This is a genomic window from Salipiger sp. IMCC34102, assembly GCF_004145405.1.
Lineage (GTDB): Bacteria > Pseudomonadota > Alphaproteobacteria > Rhodobacterales > Rhodobacteraceae > Loktanella.
On the sequence record NZ_SELQ01000003.1, the window covers coordinates 242,516 to 261,429 of the forward strand.

At 66.1% G+C, this 18,914-nt stretch carries 21 protein-coding genes; 13 read left to right on the forward strand and 8 right to left on the reverse strand.

The genetic code is table 11. The annotated features are described in order from the left end of the window. Positions 1-12: 12 nt before the first annotated feature. The 3 genes from cobT to cobS are packed head-to-tail and all read right to left on the reverse strand — an operon-like array spanning position 13 to position 3,195. Positions 13-1,890 carry a cobaltochelatase subunit CobT gene (gene cobT, locus EU805_RS08745; protein WP_129763588.1) on the reverse strand — a complete coding sequence of 626 codons (1,878 nt, stop codon included), beginning with the start codon at positions 1,888-1,890 and terminating at the stop codon, positions 13-15. 13 nt (positions 1,891-1,903) lie between these two features. Continuing rightward, positions 1,904-2,212, reverse strand: a complete 309-nt coding sequence (locus EU805_RS08750) for a hypothetical protein (RefSeq protein WP_129763589.1) — start codon at positions 2,210-2,212, stop codon at positions 1,904-1,906. After that, positions 2,209-3,195 (reverse strand): cobaltochelatase subunit CobS, encoded by a 987-nt coding sequence (cobS, locus tag EU805_RS08755; protein WP_129763590.1) that lies wholly within the window; start codon positions 3,193-3,195, stop codon positions 2,209-2,211. Before cobS ends, EU805_RS08750 begins: the two co-directional genes overlap by 4 nt. 172 nt (positions 3,196-3,367) lie before the next feature. Between cobS and EU805_RS08760 the strand changes: the two genes are divergently transcribed. The 4 genes from EU805_RS08760 (at position 3,368) to EU805_RS08775 (ending at position 5,892) form a co-directional block, all read left to right on the forward strand. Further along, positions 3,368-3,919, forward strand: a complete 552-nt coding sequence (locus EU805_RS08760; RefSeq protein ID WP_129763591.1) for a sigma-70 family RNA polymerase sigma factor — start codon at positions 3,368-3,370, stop codon at positions 3,917-3,919. Beyond that, complete coding sequence (locus EU805_RS08765; protein WP_129763592.1) at positions 3,909-4,634, forward strand: anti-sigma factor domain-containing protein; 726 nt, start codon at positions 3,909-3,911, stop codon at positions 4,632-4,634. The genes EU805_RS08760 and EU805_RS08765 overlap by 11 nt, the downstream gene beginning before the upstream one ends. Before the next feature lie 113 nt (positions 4,635-4,747). Continuing rightward, a complete protein-coding gene (gene msrB / locus EU805_RS08770; RefSeq protein ID WP_129763593.1) occupies positions 4,748-5,206 on the forward strand; it encodes a peptide-methionine (R)-S-oxide reductase MsrB in 459 nt (152 codons plus the stop codon). A gap of 197 nt (positions 5,207-5,403) precedes the next feature. Next, positions 5,404-5,892: a hypothetical protein gene (locus EU805_RS08775; RefSeq protein ID WP_129763594.1), complete on the forward strand. Its 489-nt coding sequence runs from the start codon at positions 5,404-5,406 to the stop codon at positions 5,890-5,892. An 87-nt stretch (positions 5,893-5,979) separates the two neighbouring features. Here EU805_RS08775 and EU805_RS08780 read toward each other — a convergent pair whose 3' ends face one another. Beyond that, positions 5,980-6,624: a J domain-containing protein gene (locus EU805_RS08780; protein WP_129763595.1), complete on the reverse strand. Its 645-nt coding sequence runs from the start codon at positions 6,622-6,624 to the stop codon at positions 5,980-5,982. Between the two features lie 72 nt (positions 6,625-6,696). Here EU805_RS08780 and EU805_RS08785 point away from each other — a divergent pair, with 72 nt between their 5' ends. Next, positions 6,697-6,951 carry a BolA family transcriptional regulator gene (locus tag EU805_RS08785; protein ID WP_129763596.1) on the forward strand — a complete coding sequence of 85 codons (255 nt, stop codon included), beginning with the start codon at positions 6,697-6,699 and terminating at the stop codon, positions 6,949-6,951. A gap of 33 nt (positions 6,952-6,984) precedes the next feature. Here EU805_RS08785 and EU805_RS08790 read toward each other — a convergent pair whose 3' ends face one another. Together EU805_RS08790 and gatB are read right to left on the reverse strand one after the other, a co-directional pair. Next, on the reverse strand, positions 6,985-7,422 hold the full coding sequence (locus tag EU805_RS08790) for a DUF4177 domain-containing protein (RefSeq protein ID WP_129763597.1): 438 nt from the start codon (positions 7,420-7,422) through the stop codon (positions 6,985-6,987). Between the two features lie 37 nt (positions 7,423-7,459). Beyond that, on the reverse strand, positions 7,460-8,971 hold the full coding sequence (gatB, locus tag EU805_RS08795; protein WP_129763598.1) for an Asp-tRNA(Asn)/Glu-tRNA(Gln) amidotransferase subunit GatB: 1,512 nt from the start codon (positions 8,969-8,971) through the stop codon (positions 7,460-7,462). Positions 8,972-9,070: 99 nt separating this feature from the next. Here gatB and EU805_RS08800 point away from each other — a divergent pair, with 99 nt between their 5' ends. Together EU805_RS08800 and EU805_RS08805 are read left to right on the forward strand one after the other, a co-directional pair. Beyond that, positions 9,071-9,631 (forward strand): type 1 glutamine amidotransferase domain-containing protein, encoded by a 561-nt coding sequence (locus EU805_RS08800; RefSeq protein WP_129763599.1) that lies wholly within the window; start codon positions 9,071-9,073, stop codon positions 9,629-9,631. Positions 9,632-9,736: 105 nt separating this feature from the next. Further along, positions 9,737-10,627, forward strand: coding sequence for a transglycosylase SLT domain-containing protein (locus EU805_RS08805; protein WP_242494099.1), 891 nt, complete (start codon positions 9,737-9,739; stop codon positions 10,625-10,627). Between the two features lie 3 nt (positions 10,628-10,630). On the opposite strand, the gene EU805_RS08810 is transcribed toward EU805_RS08805, so the two are convergent. Next, entirely contained in the window at positions 10,631-11,494 is an 864-nt protein-coding gene (locus EU805_RS08810) for a 1-acyl-sn-glycerol-3-phosphate acyltransferase (protein ID WP_129763740.1), read from the reverse strand. A 68-nt stretch (positions 11,495-11,562) separates the two neighbouring features. After that, the gene (gene pepN / locus EU805_RS08815; protein ID WP_129763600.1) at positions 11,563-14,112 is read right to left on the reverse strand and encodes an aminopeptidase N; all 2,550 of its coding nucleotides are present in this window, start codon (positions 14,110-14,112) and stop codon (positions 11,563-11,565) included. A 109-nt stretch (positions 14,113-14,221) separates the two neighbouring features. Between pepN and EU805_RS08820 the strand changes: the two genes are divergently transcribed. From EU805_RS08820 to EU805_RS08845, 6 genes are all read left to right on the forward strand, one after another. Further along, entirely contained in the window at positions 14,222-14,443 is a 222-nt protein-coding gene (locus EU805_RS08820) for a hypothetical protein (RefSeq protein ID WP_129763601.1), read from the forward strand. Positions 14,444-14,454: 11 nt separating this feature from the next. Beyond that, a complete protein-coding gene (locus tag EU805_RS08825; RefSeq protein ID WP_129763741.1) occupies positions 14,455-14,610 on the forward strand; it encodes a DUF2256 domain-containing protein in 156 nt (51 codons plus the stop codon). Then, positions 14,607-16,739 (forward strand): malate synthase G, encoded by a 2,133-nt coding sequence (locus EU805_RS08830; protein WP_129763602.1) that lies wholly within the window; start codon positions 14,607-14,609, stop codon positions 16,737-16,739. The genes EU805_RS08825 and EU805_RS08830 overlap by 4 nt, the downstream gene beginning before the upstream one ends. After that, positions 16,736-17,578: a GIY-YIG nuclease family protein gene (locus tag EU805_RS08835; RefSeq protein WP_129763603.1), complete on the forward strand. Its 843-nt coding sequence runs from the start codon at positions 16,736-16,738 to the stop codon at positions 17,576-17,578. Before EU805_RS08830 ends, EU805_RS08835 begins: the two co-directional genes overlap by 4 nt. A 15-nt stretch (positions 17,579-17,593) precedes the next feature. Beyond that, entirely contained in the window at positions 17,594-18,019 is a 426-nt protein-coding gene (locus EU805_RS08840) for a heme-binding protein (RefSeq protein ID WP_129763604.1), read from the forward strand. Positions 18,020-18,086: 67 nt separating this feature from the next. Further along, the gene (locus EU805_RS08845) at positions 18,087-18,863 is read left to right on the forward strand and encodes a gamma-glutamyl-gamma-aminobutyrate hydrolase family protein (RefSeq protein WP_129763605.1); all 777 of its coding nucleotides are present in this window, start codon (positions 18,087-18,089) and stop codon (positions 18,861-18,863) included. Positions 18,864-18,914 lie beyond the last annotated feature (51 nt).

Sequence of the window (18,914 nt, forward strand, 5' to 3'; positions counted from 1 at the left end):
GGCACGAGGCCGTCACCCGACGCGGCGCATTCCCAACACGCGCGCGCGCTTGCGCGGATCGCTGTCGAAGAGGCTGGCAAGCTGTTCGGTCATCGCCCCGGCCAGTTGTTCGACGTCGGTGATCGTCACGGCGCGGTCGTAGTAGCGGGTCACGTCGTGGCCGATGCCGATGGCGGCCAGTTCGACGGCCTTGCGCTTCTCGATCATGGCGATCACGTCGCGCAGGTGCTTTTCGAGGTAATTCGCCGGGTTCACCGACAGGGTGCTGTCGTCGACCGGCGCCCCGTCCGAGATGACCATCAGCACCTTGCGCTGCTCGGGCCGCCCGGCAAGTCGCCGGTGCGCCCATTCCAGCGCCTCGCCGTCGATGTTTTCCTTCAGCAGGCCTTCCTTCATCATCAGCCCGAGGTTCGGCCGGGTCCGCCGCCAGGGCGCATCGGCGGACTTGTAGACGATGTGACGCAGGTCGTTGAGCCGTCCGGGGGCCGGTTCGCGCCCTTCCTTCAACCAGGCCTCGCGCGACTGGCCGCCTTTCCACGCCTTGGTGGTAAAGCCCAGGATCTCGACCTTGACGTTGCAGCGCTCCAGCGTCCGGGCCATGACGTCGGCGCAGATCGCCGCGATCGAGATCGGGCGCCCGCGCATCGAGCCGGAGTTGTCGAGCAAAAGCGTGACGACCGTGTCGCGAAACTCCATGTCCTTCTCGACCTTGAACGACAACGGCGTCGTGGGACTGGCCACGATGCGGGCAAGCCGTCCGGCGTCGAGGATCCCTTCCTCGAGGTCGAATTCCCACGTGCGGCTCTGCTTGGCCTGGAGGCGCCGTTGCAGCTTGTTGGCCAGTCGCGCCACGGCCCCCTTCAGCGGATCGAGCTGCTGGTCGAGGTAGGCGCGCAGGCGTTCCAGTTCTGCCGGTTCGGCCAAGTCCGCGGCGCCGATCTCCTCGTCGTATGCGGTGGTGAAAACGCGGTAATCGGGATCCGCATCAGAGACCGGACCAGGCTGCGGCGGCTCCATCGGGGCCTCGCCCTCGGGCATCTCGGTCTCTTCGCCCAGGTCGTCGTCGGCCTGGTCATCCATGCTGACCTCGGCCTGGGAGCTGTCCTGCTGCTGCTCCTGGGATTGCTCGGGACTGGCGTCCGCCTCGTCGCCGTCGCTGTCGTCCTCGCCGGTGGAATCGGGATCCTGCTCCTCGTCGGCGCCTTCCTCGGCCTCGTCCTCCTGGTCCTCGTCCGGCGCATCGGGGTCGTCGCCCAGCTGGTCACCGTAGCCCAGGTCCGAGATCACCTGCCGCGCGAACTTGGCGAAGGCCCGCTGGTCGGACAGCGTGTCGCCCAAGTTATCGAGCGTACCGCCGGCCTGGTTCTCGATGAAGCCGCGCCACAGGTCCATGACGTTGGCGGCGGCGGGGGGCAGATCACGGCCCGTGGCGAGGTGGCGCACGAGGTATCCCGCGGCGACCGCGAGCGGTGCTTCCTCCGTCGAACGCACGCTGTCGTAGCCCCGACGCTGCGCCTCCGTCGCGATGCGGGCGTCGATGTTGCCCGCGGTTCCCGGCATGGTGCGGGCGCCCACGGCCTCGACCCGGGCGGTTTCCATCGCGTCGTAGATGTCGCGCGCCATCTGGCCTTGCGGCGCGTAGCGGTTGTTGGTGGCGGCATCGTGGTACTTGTGGCGCAGCGCGTAGGCGTCCGCCGTGCCGCGCGCCAGAAGCACCTCGTCGCGGGTCATGCGGCGGCTGACCTGCGGCAGGCGGATGCTGTCGTTGGTCTGGCCCGCGGGATCGACCGAGTAGCTGACGGTCAACTCGGCGTCGTCGGCCAGCACCTTGGTGGCCTCGGCCAGCGCCTTCTTGAACGGATCGGCGGGATTGTCGCTGGGTTTGCGCATGGGTGGCTCCGGGTCAGCCGCAGGTCAGGGTGGCGGGCAGGCGGCCCGCGAACCGCAGCCGGGCCGAGGCGGGCAGGGGCGCTTCGCGGTCACCGCTCACCAGGTCGTAGAGGACCGGGGCCGCCTGCGCCGTGCAGCCGCGCGGGGCGGCGTCGCGGGCGGCCCGCTCGATACCTGCGATCGTCGCCTCCTCGGACTGCGGCCGGACGAGCGCCAGCGCGCCGCTGTCCGACAGCGTGACGTCATAGGCGTTGCCGTCACCCATCGGCGTACAGGCGCCAAGGATCAGGGCCGCGCCGAGCTTTCCGCGCAGACGCTTCACCGAATGCTCTGGCTGGCTGCACTCTCGGGCAGTTCCTCGTCGAAGCAGCGCTGGTAGAACTCCGCTACCGTCTGACGTTCGAGCTCGTCGCACTTGTTGAGGAAGGACAGCCGGAAGGCGTAGCCCACGTCGCCGAAGATGCGCGCGTTCTCGGCCCAGGCCAGCACCGTCCGCGGCGACATGACGGTGGAAAGATCCCCGTTCATGAAAGCGGTGCGGGTGAGGTCGGCGACCGTGACCATCTGGCTCACGGTCTGGCGGCCCGCCCCGTCCTGATAATGCGGCGACTTGGCGACGACGATGTCGGTCTCCGTGTCGTGCGGCAGGTAGTTCAGCGTGGCCACGAGGCTCCAGCGGTCCATCTGCGCCTGGTTGATCTGCTGCGTGCCGTGATAGAGGCCGGTCGTGTCGCCCAGACCCACGGTGTTCGCGGTGGCGAAGAGGCGGAAATAGGGATGCGGCGTCAGGATCTTGTTCTGGTCCATCAACGTGAGCTTCCCGTCCGCTTCCAGCACGCGCTGGATCACGAACATCACGTCCGCACGGCCCGCGTCGTATTCGTCGAAGACGATGGCCACGGGATTGCGCAGCGCCCAGGGCAGGATGCCCTCGTGGAATTCGGTCACCTGCACGCCGTCGCGCAGCTTGATCGCATCCTTGCCGATCAGGTCGATCCGGCTGATGTGACTATCGAGGTTCACGCGCACCGCGGGCCAGTTCAGCCGCGCCGCGACCTGTTCGATGTGGGTCGATTTGCCGGTGCCGTGATAGCCTTGGACCATCACCCTGCGGTTGTGACCGAAGCCCGCGAGGATCGCCAGCGTGGTGTCGGGGTCGAAGGTATAGGTGGGGTCGATCTCGGGCACCCGCTCGGAGCCTTCCGCGAAACCCTTGACGGTCATGTCGGTGTCGATTCCGAAGACCTCGCGGACCGAGATGTCCTGCGTCGGTGTCGCTTTGATGTCGATCGTGCCGTCGGGCATGCGGTCAGCCTTTCCAGAAGTCGTGCGGTCGGTTCGGTCCAATCCGGGATGCAATATATTGTTCCCTTTGCCAAGGGGCCGCGGGGCGGCCGTGCCGGGCAGTCGGGGGCGGTAAAACATTGCCCTTTGACCCTCGAGCGGCCATTGTGACGCCGAGACAGGGGATGACTGCATGACTACGACCTCCGACATAGAGGATATGATCGCGCGCGTGGCGTCCGGCGACCGGGCGGCCTTCGAGACCCTCTATTCCGCGACCTCGGCGAAACTGTTCGGCGTCTGCCTGCGTGTCTTGGGCAATCGGGCGGAAGCCGAGGACGCGCTTCAGGAAATCTTTGTGAAGATCTGGCGCAATGCGGATCGGTACAAGGCGAACGGGCTCAGTCCGATGACCTGGCTGATCACGGTGGCGCGTAATCACGCGGTGGACAAGATCCGTGCCCGCAAGACCCGCGCCTCGGGGACGATGGACGACGTTGCCGAAATGCCGGACGCCAGCCCCGGCCCCGAAGCACTGGCGATGGCGACCTCGGACCGGACCCGGATCGTCGATTGCATGGACCAGTTGGATCCCGACAAGGCGGGAGCGGTCCGACGCGCCTACCTGGAGGGCAATACCTACCAGGAACTGGCGGACCACTACGCGGTGCCGCTGAACACGGTAAGGACCTGGCTGCGACGCAGCCTGTTGAAGTTGAGAGAGTGCCTGTCGGATGACAGATGAGTTTGACCACGAAGAAGAGCAGGCGCTGACGGGCGAATACGTCCTTGGCCTGCTGACGGACGAGGAGGCAGCCGCCTACGAGGAGGTGCTGGCCGTCGATCCCGGCCTGCGCGCCGAATACGCCTTCTGGGCCGAACGGATCGCGGCATTGGCCGACCAACTGCCCCAGGTGATTCCGCCGGAACGGGTGTTTGCCGCGATCAAGGCCGATCTATTCGGACCGGAAACGAAAGGCGACACCACGGCCCGGCGCGGCTGGCTGGAGCGGTTGGGGCTGATTCCGGCGATGCTGGGCGGCGTCGCGGCGGCAGCCCTGGTCCTGTGGGTGCTGAACGTCTACATCCCCCCGACCTCGAGCGACCTCGACCCCCAGGCACCCGCGCTGCAGGCGCAGATCGCGGCAGAGGACGATAGCCTGATCGTGCAGGCCGCTTTTGATGCCACCGCCGGCACCTTGCGGCTGACCCGGACCGCGGGGACCCCGCCACCCGAAGACCGCGTGCGCGAGCTGTGGCTGATCGCCGACGACACCCCGCCCGTGTCGCTGGGTCTTTTGTCTGACACGGCCGAAAGCACTCTGCCCGTCGAGCCAGCCCTTGCCACGGCCCTGCCGGGCGGAACGCTCGCGATTTCGGACGAACCCGCCGGTGGTTCACCCACGGGCAGTCCCACGGGCGACGTCCTGGCGCTGGGCGAGGTTGCCTCCACCGGCTGAGGCCGCTCCTCCTCACGCGGGCTTCACAACCGCGTAAGACGCCCCGCTTGCCCCATCGGGATGGGACAGGCGCGTGGTATGTCACGCGCGAGGACAAGAGGGAGGAGACGATCATGAATCGCAGAACGTTCGTCGCGGCTATGCTGGCATCGACCGCGCTGCCCGGCGCCCTTCGCGCGCAAGGCTTCGAGGTGACACGCACGGAACGCCAGTGGCGCGCGATGCTGACCCCGCTGGAATACCGCGTCATGCGCGAGGAGGCGACCGAGCCTGCCTACAGCAGCCCACTCGACAAGACCTTCGCGGACGGCACCTATTTCTGCCGCGGCTGCGGGTTGGCACTCTATCCGTCCCGGACGAAGTTCGACAGCGGCACGGGCTGGCCCAGTTTCTACGCAAGCTACGACAACGCCATCGGCACGAAGGAAGACCGCAAGCTGTGGACCGTGCGCATGGAATGCCATTGCCGACGCTGCGGCAGCCACCTGGGCCATATCTTCGCGGATGGCCCCGCCCCGACGGGTCAGCGGCATTGCCTGAACGGCGTCTCGCTGATGTTCCGCGCCGCTTGAGCGGTCGGGACGGCGTTCGGTCGAACCCCGGGGATAGGCGTCGATGCGTAAAACCGTCTGTTCGGCAGCGCCAAACCGATCGCGAGGCGTCCGGGGAGGCAATCGAAGACGGGCCCGCGAAACAGTCTGTCGCCGCCTGCGTGCTGGGACCGCGCCACGGTCCGGGGTAAGAGGGATCGACCGTAAGGACCCACCCGATGCGCCAGCGTATCCTGCACCCCTTTCGTCCCTCGCCGGGCGAGTGTCGCTTGCTGATCGCAGGCGTATTGCTGGGCGGGCTGGGGGCGGTGCTGGCCTTCGTCGTCGTCAGCCAGGTCGCCGACCGCGGTGATCTGTTGCGGGGCTGGAGCCTGAGCGATGCCTGGTGCGCGGCCTCAGGCGCGATCGGCGGGATCCTGTCCTTCTACATTGGCCGCCGATGGCTGGGACGTTCCGGCGCGGTCGGCGCGATCCGGGCGCTCTGTGCCGTCGTCTGGATCGGTTGTCTAACGGCCCTGATCGCGGGCACGCTGATCCTGCCGGGCTACGGCACGATGTTCGGCCCCATGCTTTTCGGAACGGTGATCCTGGCCCGTCCGGCGCTGTTCCTGGCCTGGAGCTGCGGACTGATTCTGTCGCATCTTCTGGTGCGCGAATGGCGGATGGAACGTCTGCGGTTCGCCGAGCGGGCGGCGAACTGGCACTGATCCGTCCAGGCGCGCCGGTTCGCGGCGGTCAGTGCACGAACCGACGTCGGGACGACCGCGTGGCGGGGCAGGCCCCCCGCGCCCGCGTCAGTCCTTCTCGCGGAAATTGCGGCTGGCCTTGAGCTGGTCCCAGGCCCAGACGACCTCTGCCAACTGCTCTTCCTGACTGCGGTCGCCACCGTTCATATCGGGGTGCAGCACCTTGATGAGCGCCTTGTAGCACTTGCGGATCTCGGCCTTGGACATGCTGTCGCGGGCGTCGAGAATCTCGATCGCGCGGCGTTCGGTCGGCGGCAGACGGCGGGTCGCGCCGGTGGAATCGGCGTTGCGGCCGGGATTGCGGGTCGCGTTCTCGCCCAGCACCTCGTGCGGGTCCTTCACGCCGAGACGGGCCCAGGCCCGTTCCTCCGCCGATCGCTTGAACGGCCGGGTCGGGCGCTCCCAGGTCCGATCCCGGTCCATCTGGGCCATCAACTCGGCCTCCGAGGTGCTGTCGAAGAAGTTCCACTTGAGGTTGTATTCGCGGATGTGTTCCTTGCAGAACCAGATGTAATCGTCGAGCGTATCGGGCGATTTCGGCGCGCGATACTTGCCCGGCTCGTTGCAGCCTTCGTGTTCGCACACGCGCGTCGAGGTTTCCGACGCGCCTGACATGCCACGCCGCCCGCGGGGGTTCTTCTTCTTGCTGTTCGACACGGACATGTCGAATCCGAAGGGATCTTTTCTGTTCATGGCCACTCTTTCCTCGTCGGAGACAGCACTCTAAACCAATGGGCGGGCAGGTGAAGAGCACAGGAGAAAATAATGGCACTTGACGAAGAAATTCGAAAGGCGCTCGAAACCGGACTGGCGCCGGAGCGGCTGGAGGTCGTGAACGAAAGCGCGCAGCACGCAGGCCACGCGGGCGACGACGGGTCCGGCGAAAGCCATTGGCGCGTGGTGATCGGGGCAAGCACGCTCGACGGCAAGAGCCGGATCGCCAAGCACCGCGCGGTTCACGCGGCATTGGGCCCGGACATCATCACGCGCATTCACGCTCTCGCGATCGAGATGGTCTGACCACAATCGGTGAAGTGGCCCCTGAACCGACGTTCAGGTGTGGCGGTCGGCGGACTTGGCCGCTTCGGTCGATTCACCGGTTGTGCCGGAGGTTTCCGGTGCCGTCGGAGCGTCGGACACAGTCGATGCGGGTTCCTGCACGGGTGCCTGCTCGCCTCTGGCGCCGTCCGCGTCGCGCGCGTCGCTGTGGTCCTCGATCAGCGCGGGGGCGGTTTCCGGTGTATGGGCCTCCGTCGTCTTTGGGCGGCGGAACACCAGCAGGTTCTGGAACACGGTCACCCGGTTCATCATCAGGCCGTCACGTTCCTCCGCCGGAAGGGTGTCGGTGCGGAGGTATTCCCAGCCGTCGCTGGCGTAGCGGTTCAGGACGGTCGACATGGCCGCGGCGAACCGCAGCTCTACCCCCTTCATGCCCTTTTCCTTCAGCCCCTTACGCGGGGCCGGGACGACGAGGTATTCGTAAAGGGCCATCGGGCGCTCCTTGAGGCGGCGGAGAGGGGATCAGACGTCAGGCAAGCTTTCTCGCGACGATCTCGTTTACGGCCTTGGGATTGGCCTTGCCGCCGGTGGCCTTCATGGTCTGGCCCACGAACCAGCCTGCCAGCTTGGGGTTCTGCTTGGCCTTCTCGACCTGCGCGGGGTTCTCGGCGATGATGCGGTCGACGGCGTCCTCGATGGCGCCGGTGTCGGTCACCTGCTCGAGGCCTTCGGTCTCGACGATCTCGTCGGGGTCGCGGCCTTGCGTGTAGGCGATGTCGAAGACGTCCTTGGCGATCTTGCCGCTGATGACGTCGGACTTGATCAGCGCCACGATCTGGCCCAGCCGGGCGGCGCTGATCGGGCTGTCCGCAATCGCACGATCGCCGTCCTTCCTCAGGCGCCCGAAGAGTTCGTTGATGACCCAGTTCGCGGCCAGCTTTCCGTCGCGGCCTTGCGCCACTTCCTCAAAGTAGGCGGCGTTGGCAACGTCCGCCGTGAGCACGCTCGCGTCGTAGTCCGACAGGCCGAAGGTCTCGATGAACCGCGCCTTCTTGGCGTCGGGCAGTTCGGGCAGGGCGGCGGCGATATCGTCGACCCAGGCCTGCTCAATCTCCAGCGGCAGAAGGTCGGGGTCGGGGAAGTAGCGGTAGTCATGCGCCTCTTCCTTGGAGCGCATGGACCGCGTCTCGTTCCGGTCGGGATCGTAGAGGCGGGTTTCCTGCACGACCTCGCGGCCGTCCTCGATGAGCGCGATCTGGCGGCGGGCCTCGACCTCGATCGCGGCCTGGATGAAGCGCATCGAGTTCATGTTCTTGATCTCGCACCGCGTGCCCAGATGGCCGAAGTCGCCGGTCTCGGAGAACCGCTCGTAATCGCCCGGGCGGCAGACGGAGACGTTCACGTCCGCGCGCAGGTTGCCGTTTTGCATGTTGCCATCGCAGGTGCCGAGGTAGCGCATGATCTGGCGCAGCTTGGCGACATAGGCCGCCGCTTCCTCGGGCGAGCGGATGTCGGGGCGGGAAACGATCTCCATCAAGGCGACGCCCGAGCGGTTGAGGTCCACGAAGGACATGTTGGGGTCCATGTCGTGGATCGACTTGCCTGCGTCCTGTTCGAGGTGGATCCGCTCGATCCGGACGCGGCGGGCGGTGCCGTCGCCCAGTTCGACCAGCACTTCGCCTTCGCCCACGATGGGGTGGTAGAGCTGGCTGATCTGGTAGCCCGAGGGTTGATCGGGGTAGAAGTAGTTCTTGCGATCGAAGGCCGAGCGCAGGTTGATCTGCGCCTTCAGCCCCAGCCCGGTGCGCACGGCCTGCGCGACGCAGCCTTCGTTGATGACCGGCAGCATCCCGGGCATGCCCGCGTCCACGAAGGCCACGTTCGAATTCGGCTGCGCCCCGAAGAGGGTCGAGGCGCCCGAGAACAGCTTGGCCGAGGTCGCGACCTGGGCGTGGACCTCCAACCCGATCACCAGTTCCCAGTCGTGTTGCGCACCCGCGATCACCTTCGGGGCCGGGGCGTCATAATCCAGATCAAGCATTGGCAACCTCTTTCGTTCCGGCGGTTCTATGCCACAGCCGCGAGTGGAACAAGAGGCGGGGACGGACCGTTGTCAGGCACATCCAATAGGAGACACGACATGACCGATATCGCATCCGCCAAAGTCCTCATCCTTGCCACCGACGGCTTCGAGCAGTCCGAACTCGAGTTTCCCCGCGACCAGCTGCGCGCCAAGGGCGCAACGGTGCACGTGGCCACGCTCGACGGCGAAAGCATCAAGGGCTGGGAAGGCTCCGACTGGGGCAAGGACGCAGAGGCCGACCTGAAGATCGCCGACGCCAAGCTCGAGGATTATGACGCCCTGGTCCTGCCGGGCGGCCAGATCAACCCCGACGTCCTGCGCGTCGAAGAAGACGTGATCACGCTGATCCAGGGGTTCGTGAAGTCCGGCAAGATCGTCGGCGCCATCTGCCACGCGCCCTGGTTGCTGATTGAGGCCGGCGTCGTCGAGGGCCGCGAGATGACCTGCTACAAGTCGATCCGCACGGACCTCAAGAACGCGGGCGCCGACGTGGTCGACCAACAGGTCGCGACCTCGCGCGGGATCGTCACCAGCCGCAATCCAAACGATCTGGAGGCCTTCGTGTCCAAGCTGGTCGAGGAGATCGAGGAAGGCAAGCACGCGCGTCCCGCCGCCTGATCTTTCGATTTACGAAAGGTGTGGGGCGTCCCTCCGGGGTCGCCCTTCGCCTATGGGGGATTCAATTCTTGCCCTCGAGACGCGGTTCGGGCGATGTATCGGGCCATGCCGAATCCAGCCTTTCTGATTGCCGTGCTGCTGATACTGGCGCCTCCCGCGACAGCCGCGCCGATGGAGCCGGTCGACAGTCCCGCCCCGAGGGTGGCCACGGTGCCGGCCCTGACGCCGGAGCAGGCCCGGCCCTTCGCCCGGGAAGACCTCGCCGTTCAGAGGCAGGACGCCAAGCGTAGGCGGTTGCAATCCGCGCGACCTTACGCACGACCGTTGCACATGATCCGCTATCCCGTTCAGGTCATCGCCGGGCCGCCGCCGCTGCGTCCGGTGCTGCGGCCGAATTTCGTCCCCGAAACGCGCTGGGGCGGATCGAACCGTGCGCGGATGTGGACCCGCGCCACGATGTCCGCGATCGCGCAGCACGGTCTGGACGACATCGTCCCCCGCGATATCGAGGACTGGTGCCCCGCTTACGCGCAGAACTCGCCGGTGATGCGCCGGGCCTTCTGGGTCGGCATGATGTCCGCGCTGACCAAGCACGAAAGCAGGCACAACCCCGATGCCGTTGGCGGGGGCGGTCTGTGGTACGGGCTCTTGCAGATCCTGCCCGCGACCGCGCGCGGCTACGGTTGCCGGGCCACGACCGGCGGGGCGCTGAAGGATCCGATCCTGAACCTGTCCTGTGCCGCGCGGATCATGGCGCGCACCGTGTCGCGCGACCGGGCCGTGGCCTTGCGCGACGGGCGCTGGCGCGGCGTCGCCGCCGACTGGGGCCCGATGACCAGGCCCGCGAAACGGGCCGAGATGTCGGCCTGGACCCGCGCGCAGGATTACTGCGTGATCCCCGAGAGGCCGCGCCCGCGCCTGCGCCCCGCCGGGCTCGTGCCGGTCACGACCGCCACGGCGGACGACACGCGGCCCCGGCCGCGGCCCGCCGATTGAGGCTTAGTCCGCCGGCCTGGACAGGAAGGGCGACCGCGTCATCCGGACCAGGCTGACCGCCGGTGCATCGGCCCCGCCCAACGCCAGCGTCTTGCGCTTGAGATAGGCGATCCCGTCGTCCTTGGGGATCTGTGCCGCCTGAATCGGCGGTCCGACGGTGATCCGGTAGGGTTGACGGTCCTTGTTCAGGGTCTCGTGGAACAGGGTCACGTCGCGCAGGGTCGGGTGCAGCTTGTCGAAGAGGTAGAACAGCGCCGAGTTGCGCGCCTGCACGTTCACGGGAATGACCGGCAGGTCGAACTTGCGTGCCAGCATCGCGGCCGACGGCATCCAGTCGCGCTCGTGCAGCTTGAGCTTGCGACGCTTGGCCAGCCGTCCGGAGGGGAAGATGATCCCCAGGCGGCCTTGCACGGTCGCCTCCTTCACGTAGGCCAGCGTCTCGCGCGTCTTCACGCGGCTGCGCTTGTCCTCGCGCCACTCGACCGGGCAGATCGTGTCGGACATCTGCGGCATGATCCGCAGGATGTCGCTGTTGGCGAAGAAATACATGTCCGGGCGGATGCTGCGGATCACGTGCCACATCATGATCCCGTCGGCGATGCCGGTCGGATGGTTAACCACGATCAGGGCCGGACCTTCCTTCGGGATGTGACGCAGCCCCTCGGATACGACCAGCTTGGCAAGCCTGTCGGCCATCTCGTCCATGATCTGCGGCGAGGGCGCGTCCTTCAGCCGTTCCGCGATCTCCACCGTGCGGTCGTAGCCCAGCGCGAGGTGCAGGAGACCGCGCAGCAGCCGGACCCCGGGAATGCTGCTGTAAAGCCAGGGCGCGCGCTCGGTGATCAACGGATCGATCCGGTCTCTCATCTCGCTCATGGCCTGATCCTCGCTTCCCGGTCATGACGTAGCGGAGAATTGATCTACGTCCAAGCGCGTTAACCCAGGATACGGCTGACCATCTCGGCGCTGTCGCGGGACAGGTCGGGCCGCGCGCGCAACCGTTCGAGCGCGTGCCGCATGGCGGCCTGCCGGTCCGCGTCGTAGCGGGCCCAGGTCTCGAAGGCCGTGACCATGCGCGCGGCGGTCTGCGGGTTCACCGGGTCGAGTCGAATGAGCCAGTCCACCAGCAGGTCGTAGGCCGCGCCGCCAGGGGCGTGGAAGCCCGCCGGATGACCTGCGAGCGCGCCGAAGACGCTGCGGAACCGATTCGGATTCTTCCAATCAAAGGCCGGGTCCTGCGCAAGCTTTGCCGCGAGGGGGGCGGCCTCGGCGGGGGTGGCGCGCGCAATCTGCAGCGAGAACCACTTGTTCATCACCAGCCGGTCGTCCTGCCAGCGGTCCCGGAACCGGGCAAGCTCGGCGCCCCCGTCGCGGATGTCGAGCAAGGAGGAAAGCGCGCCCAGCTGCTGCGTCATGTCGCGGGCGGCCTCGAATTGCGACCGCGCCCGGGAGGGTCCTTCAAGGTGCGTAAGGTAGGACAACGCGAGATTGCCCAGCGTGCGCATGCCCGCCTGCTCCGCGCCGGGATCATAGGGCGCTGCGATCTGCATGGCCGCAAAGGTCTCTGCCAATGCGTCGTGCAGGTGCGCGCCGACGATGTCGCGCAGGTCCGCGCGGGTTTCGTGGATCTGCATCGGATCGGGGGTCCGCCCTGCGGCCGCGACCGCCTCGGTCAGCTCCTCCTCGCTCGGCAGGGTCAGGACGCGGGCGCGGAAGGCGGGATCGAGCGTGTCGTTCGTCAAGGTTGCCTTCAAACCGTCGAGGAACGCCGGGTCGGGGTCCGCCCCATGCTGCAACCGGTCGAGCAGTGCTGCGCGCGCGAGCGCACGGCCCGCCTGCCAGCGGTTGAACGGATCGGTGTCGTTCGCCAGCAGCAAGGCGCGCTCCGCCGGGCTTTGGTCGTGTCGCAGGATCACGGGGGCCGAGAAATCCCGCAAGAGGGAGGCTATGGGCCGTTCGGGCAGGTCGGGGAAGGTGAAGGTCTGCTCTGCTTCGGTCAGTTCGAGCACGCGGGTGGGCAGCACTTCGGTCCCGTCCGGCGCCAGCAGGCCGACGGCCACGGGGATGTGCACCGGTGCCTTGTCGGGCTGGCCTGGGGTGGGCGGAGTCTCTTGTCGCAACGTCAGCGCGAAGGTGCCGTCCGCGTGGCTTTCGGTGGCGGTGACGACCGGGGTACCGGCCTGTTCGTACCAGCGCGCGAACTGCGTCAGGTCCCGGCCCGTGGCATCCGCGAAACAGGCCAGCCAATCCTCGATCGTGACGGCCTGCCCATCGTGGCGGTCGAAATAGAGCGCGAGTGCGGCGTCGTACCCTTCCGCGCCGACGAGCCGCTTGAGCATGCCGACCAGCTCTGCCCCTTTTTCGTAGACGGTGACGGTGTAGAAGTTGTTGATCTCGACGAAGCTTGCGGGCCGGACCGGGTGGGCGAGGGGACCTGCATCCTCGCGGAACTGGCGCGCCCGCAGAAGCTGGGCGTCGTCGATGCGCTTGACCGCGTGACCGCGCAGATCGCCGGTGAAGCTTTGATCGCGAAAGACGGTCAGGCCTTCCTTGAGGCATAGCTGGAACCAGTCGCGGCAGGTGATGCGGTTGCCGGTCCAGTTGTGGAAATATTCGTGGGCGATGATTGCCTCGATCCGCTCGAAGTCGGCATCGGTCGAGGTTTCGGGATTGGCCAGCACGCAGGACGAGTTGAAGATGTTCAACCCCTTGTTCTCCATCGCGCCCATGTTGAAATCGTCGACGGCCACGATGTTGAACACGTCGAGGTCGTAGGCGCGCCCGTAGGTCGCCTCGTCCCAGGCCATGGACGACTTGAGCGCGCGCATCCCGAAGGCGCATTTGTCCAGATCGCCCGGGCGCACCCAGATGTTGAGCGCCACGTCGCGCCCTTCAAGGGTCGTGAATCGATCGGCGTGGGCCACGAGTTCGCCCGCGACCAGCGCGAAGAGGTAGGCAGGCTTGGGCCAGGGGTCGTGCCACTCGGCCCAGCCGTTGCCCTGGTCCGTGGCGTTTCCGTTCGACAAGAGCACCGGCAGGTCGCTTTCGATCCGCACGGTGAAGATGCCCATGACGTCGGGACGGTCGGGGTAGTAGGTGATCTTGCGAAAGCCCTCGGCCTCGCATTGGGTGCAATACATGCCGTTCGACATGTAGAGCCCTTCAAGCGCGGTGTTGCGCGCCGGCGCGATCTCGACCTCCGCCTCCCAGACGAACGGGGCGTCGGGAACGGCGCAGGTCAGACCCTTTTCGCTGATTACGGGCTCTGCCGGCATCCCGTCGATGCGCGCCCATTTCAGGTCAAGCTCTTCCCCGTGCAGGAAAAAGTCGCGCGTGACCGCATCCGGGTTGGGGCGGAACGCGATGCGCGACGTCACGCGCGTGGCATTGGGGTCCAGCCGGAAGATGAGCGAGACCGTGTCCACCAGGTAGGCCGGCGGCGTGTAGTCGGCCAGGCGGATGGTTTGCGGGGCGCTGTCTTTCATCGGGCATCCAGTGCTTTCGGTCGCGTTCGATCCGGTGTTAAGCTTGCCGTTGATAACCTTCAAGGCGCGCTAGATTCTGCCTTGACTACGCATTCAGGGAGATCCGCGCATGTCCGCACCGAAGACCAACCTCGACAAGCAGAAAAGCCGCCACCGCGGGGCGATGACCGGAATCATCACGGTCGTGGTCTTCGCGCTGATCCTGCTGGCGGGTCTGATCTTTTTCATCTCGGCCAACGGCAACACGCCCGAAGGTGCGGAGACGCAGATCGAAGGCACCACCGGGGCCGAAGTTCCGGCCGATGGCGACGAAGACGGCGCCGTAGACTGATCGTGCCGCGGATGCGCAAGAAGGCCGATCTTCCGGTCAAGACTTGTGCCGTCTGCGGGCGCCCGTTCACCTGGCGCAAGTCCTGGGCCAAGGTCTGGGACGAGGTGAAGTATTGCTCCGACCGCTGCCGGTCGGAGCGTCACAAGACATCTGGGGATATTTCATGACGCAACGCACGCAAAAGGCCAATTTGCACGTGGCCGATCCCTTGGTTCGCTTCATCGAGGATGACGTTCTTCCCGGCACCGGTATCGCGCCGCAGACGTTCTGGAACGGGCTGTCGGATCTTGTCGCCACCTACGGCCCGCGCAATGCCGAGGCGCTGCAGCGGCGCGAGGATCTGCAGGGGCAGATCGACACTTGGCACCAGGACCACCGGGGCGACGCCTTCGAGGCCGAAGCCTACCGCGCCTTCCTGCGCGAGATCGGCTACCTCGTCGACGAAGGCCCGGCCTTCGAGATCGGAACCACCGGCGTCGATCCAGAGATTGCGTCGATCCCCGGTCCGCAGCTGGTCGTGCCGATCATGAACGCCCGCTTCGCGCTCAATGCCGCGAACGCGCGCTGGGGCAGCCTTTACGATGCGCTTTACGGCACCGACGCGCTGGGTGATCTGCCGCAAGGCAAGGGCTACGACGCCGAACGTGGCGCGCGGGCCATCGCCTGGGGCCGCCAGCACCTCGACGCCGTGGCCCCCCTCGCCAGCATGTCCTGGGCGGAGGTCGACCGGCTTTCGGTCGAGGGCGGCATCTTGACCCCGCAGCTTGCCGATCAGGGGCAATTCGCGGGCTACAGCGGGTCGGGTGACAGCCTGACCGTGCTCTTGCGTGTCAACGGTCTGCTGATCGAGATCGAGGTCGATCCCCGCGGCGAAATCGGCCAGCAGGACCGCGCGGGCATCAGCGATATCCGTCTGGAATCCGCCGTCTCGACCATCATGGACTGCGAGGATTCCGTCGCCGCCGTGGATGCCGAAGACAAGGTCCTTGGCTATTCCAATTGGCTTGGACTGATGCGCGGTGACCTGACCGAAGAGGTCACCAAGAACGGCGAGACGTTTACCCGCGCGCTGAAGGGCGACCGCAGCTTCACCACCCCCGACGGGGGGGAGATGACGGTGAAAGGCCGCTCGCTCATGCTGGTGCGCAACGTGGGTCACCTGATGACCACGCCTGCCGTGTTGGACGACGATGGGAACGAGATCGGTGAAGGGCTGGTCGATGCGATGTGCACCGTCACCATCGCCCTGCACGATCTGCAGAAGACCGATGGGGCGCGCAATTCGACCACCGGATCGGTCTACGTGGTCAAACCCAAGATGCACGGCCCCGAGGAAGTGAAGCTCACCGACGACATCTTCGCTCACGTGGAAAAGGTGCTGGGGCTGCAGCCCAATACCGTGAAGCTGGGCATCATGGACGAGGAACGGCGCACCAGCGTGAACCTGGCCGAATGCATCCGGGCGGCGAAAGACCGGGTCGCCTTCATCAATACGGGCTTCCTCGACCGGACGGGGGACGAGATCCACACCTCGATGGAAGCGGGTCCGATGATCCCCAAGGGCGAGATGAAGAACGCCCCCTGGATCAAGGCCTACGAGGATCGCAACGTGGACATCGGTCTGGCCTGCGGGCTGCGGGGGCGCGCGCAGATCGGCAAGGGCATGTGGGCCATGCCCGACCGCATGGAAGAGATGCTGGAGGCCAAGATCGGCCACCCCAGGGCCGGGGCCACCTGCGCCTGGGTTCCGTCGCCCACCGCCGCCACGTTGCACGCGACGCATTACCACCACGTCGACGTGCTGGACCTTCAGGAGAAGCTCGCCGAAGGCGGCCCGCGCGGCGCGCTGGACGATCTGCTGACGATCCCCGTGGCCAAAGGGCGCAACTGGTCCGAGGACGAGATCACCCGCGAGATCGAGAACAACGCGCAGGGCATCCTGGGCTACGTGGTGCGCTGGGTCGACCAGGGGATCGGCTGCTCTAAGGTGCCGGACATCAACGACGTGGGCCTTATGGAGGACCGCGCGACCTGCCGCATCAGCTCTCAGGCGCTGGCGAACTGGCTGCTTCACGACGTCGTGGACGAGGCGCGCATGATGGACACGATGCAGAAGATGGCCGCCGTCGTGGACCGCCAGAACGAAGGTGATCCCGCCTACACGCCGATGGCCCCCGATTTCGACGGCGCCGCGTTCCAGGCGGCCTGCGACCTTGTCTTCAAGGGGCGCGTGCAGCCCTCCGGCTACACCGAACCCGTCCTCCACCGCTGGCGGCAGAAAGCGAAAGGCGATTGACCAAAGTCAAAGCGAGACAGGGTTTCGTTTACGTCATGTCGGCTCCTGGTTACTCGGGTGTAAAGATCGGCCGAAGTGACCGCGCCCCTCACTTCAGGGCGAAGGAATTGTCGGCTGATCCGGTATACCGTCAGCACGGAAAATGGACTGTCGTCGATTACAGGCAGGTCGAGGACATGTTTGCGACGGAGTCGGCGTTGCACCGCCGTTTTAGGTCCGTAAACGAAATCCAATACGAACCCGCGCGAGAACTCTTCAGACTTTCAAAAAGTGAAGCGGTCGAAGCCTTGCTTGAGACAGCAGAGGCAGGATTGCTTGGCGCGGCTCCGCTCGGGCGGCTTCGGCTCGACCGGGATTTGGTGGATTATCTTTTGCGACTTTTCCGCGAAACCGGCTTGTCTCAATTCATGGATTTGCAGGAGATGTGGACGATGTCGCTGTACCCTTCGACAGCCAGCGGGCGCTATTTTACTCTCAATATTGATCGCCACGAGGTTGCCTTTTCCGCGCCGCTTAGAGGGACAGGAAAGTCGGTCCATATGATCTATCTTGATCCTCGGATTCTGGATAATGAAATGACCTATGAGTGGTTCGACGCGCGCGATGGTCAAGTAAGTACAGGCGATTATCTCAGCGCTGCAGATGCAGGGTGCTCTGTTTCCTGGATAGGCACACTGTCTGATGCAGTGACGTTTTTCGATCTTCCGATGGCTCGCCGTGCCGTTATCGCTTATTGGTATGACAGCCTGCTTAACCTCCGGGATCGCGGAAAGCGAAGTTTTTTTGCAAGATTCCATAACCATAATGCGGTGCAAGAGCTTTCGCGCCTTGCATCCTAAAAGGATTGTGACCCCATGACCCAGATCACGAGCGCGCAGGCGCAGACCATCATCGACACCTGCATGGCGAAGGGGGCCGAGATGGGCTTGCGGCCGCTTGCGGTCGTGGTGCTGGACGCGGGCGGTCACGTGAAGGCCTTCGCCCGGGCCGACGGGGCTTCGCCGGGTCGGTTCAAGATCGCGCACGGCAAGGCCTACGGGTCGGTCATGCTGGGCATGCCCGGAAGCGCGCAGATGAAGCGGGCCGAGGAGCAGGCCTATTTCATGGCCGCGGTGAACGGCGTCTACGACGGCCAGGTGATCCCGGTCCCCGGCGGCGTTCTGGTCAAGGACGGTGAAGAGGTCATCGGCGCCGTCGGCGTGACCGGCGACACCTCGGAGAACGACGCGGATTGCGCTCTTGCGGGACTTGCCGCGGCAGGGCTCCACGGGGTGGCCTGAGGCGCCCTTTGCAGCTGCGGCATGAATCCGTTACACTTCCGTCGATCCCCTCGACCGGAGAACTTCCTTGCCCCGTCCCCTCATCGGCATCGTCTCGAATTCGCACATGATCAACGACACCTATGCCGTACAGGCGGTGGGTGACATGAACATCGAGGCGGTGGCCGAAGTCTGCGACGCGCTGCCGGTGCTGGTACCGGCCTTGCCGAAGGCCGCCGGGATCGAGGACCTGGTCGACAGTTTCGACGGTTTCATCTTCCCCGGCGGGCGGCCCAACGTGCATCCGGCCGAATACGGGGAGGAGCCGACGCCCGCGCACGGCGACTTCGACACCAACCGCGACGCGGTCGCCCTTCCGCTGATCCGGGCCTGCGTCGACGTGGGCCTGCCGGTCCTCGGGATCTGCCGCGGCTTTCAGGAGATGAACGTAGCCTTCGGCGGATCCCTCTACCCGGAGATCCGGGACCTGCCGGGCCGCGACAACCACCGGATGCCCCCCGACGGCACCATCGAGGAAAAATTCGCCATGCGTCACGAGATTTCGCTGACGCCGGGCGGAGTGTTCTCGCGGATCTTCGGGTCCGACACCGTGATGACCAATTCGTTGCACGGGCAGGGGATCAAGGTCGCGGGCAAGCGTGTCGTCATCGAAGGCCATGCCCCCGACGGCACGCCGGAGGCGATCCACATCGCCGGCGCCACGGGTTTCGCGCTGGGCGTCCAGTGGCACCCGGAGTACCGCGCCGGAGAGGACATGGTCTCTCGCCCGCTCTTTGCTGCCTTCGGGGCGGCCGCGGCCGCCTGGTCGCAAGGCCGTCGCCAGCCCGCGCGCGAGATCGCCTGAACGCAGGTCCCGAGGCCGCAAGGCTTTCGATCGGGCGCGAACGACATGGCG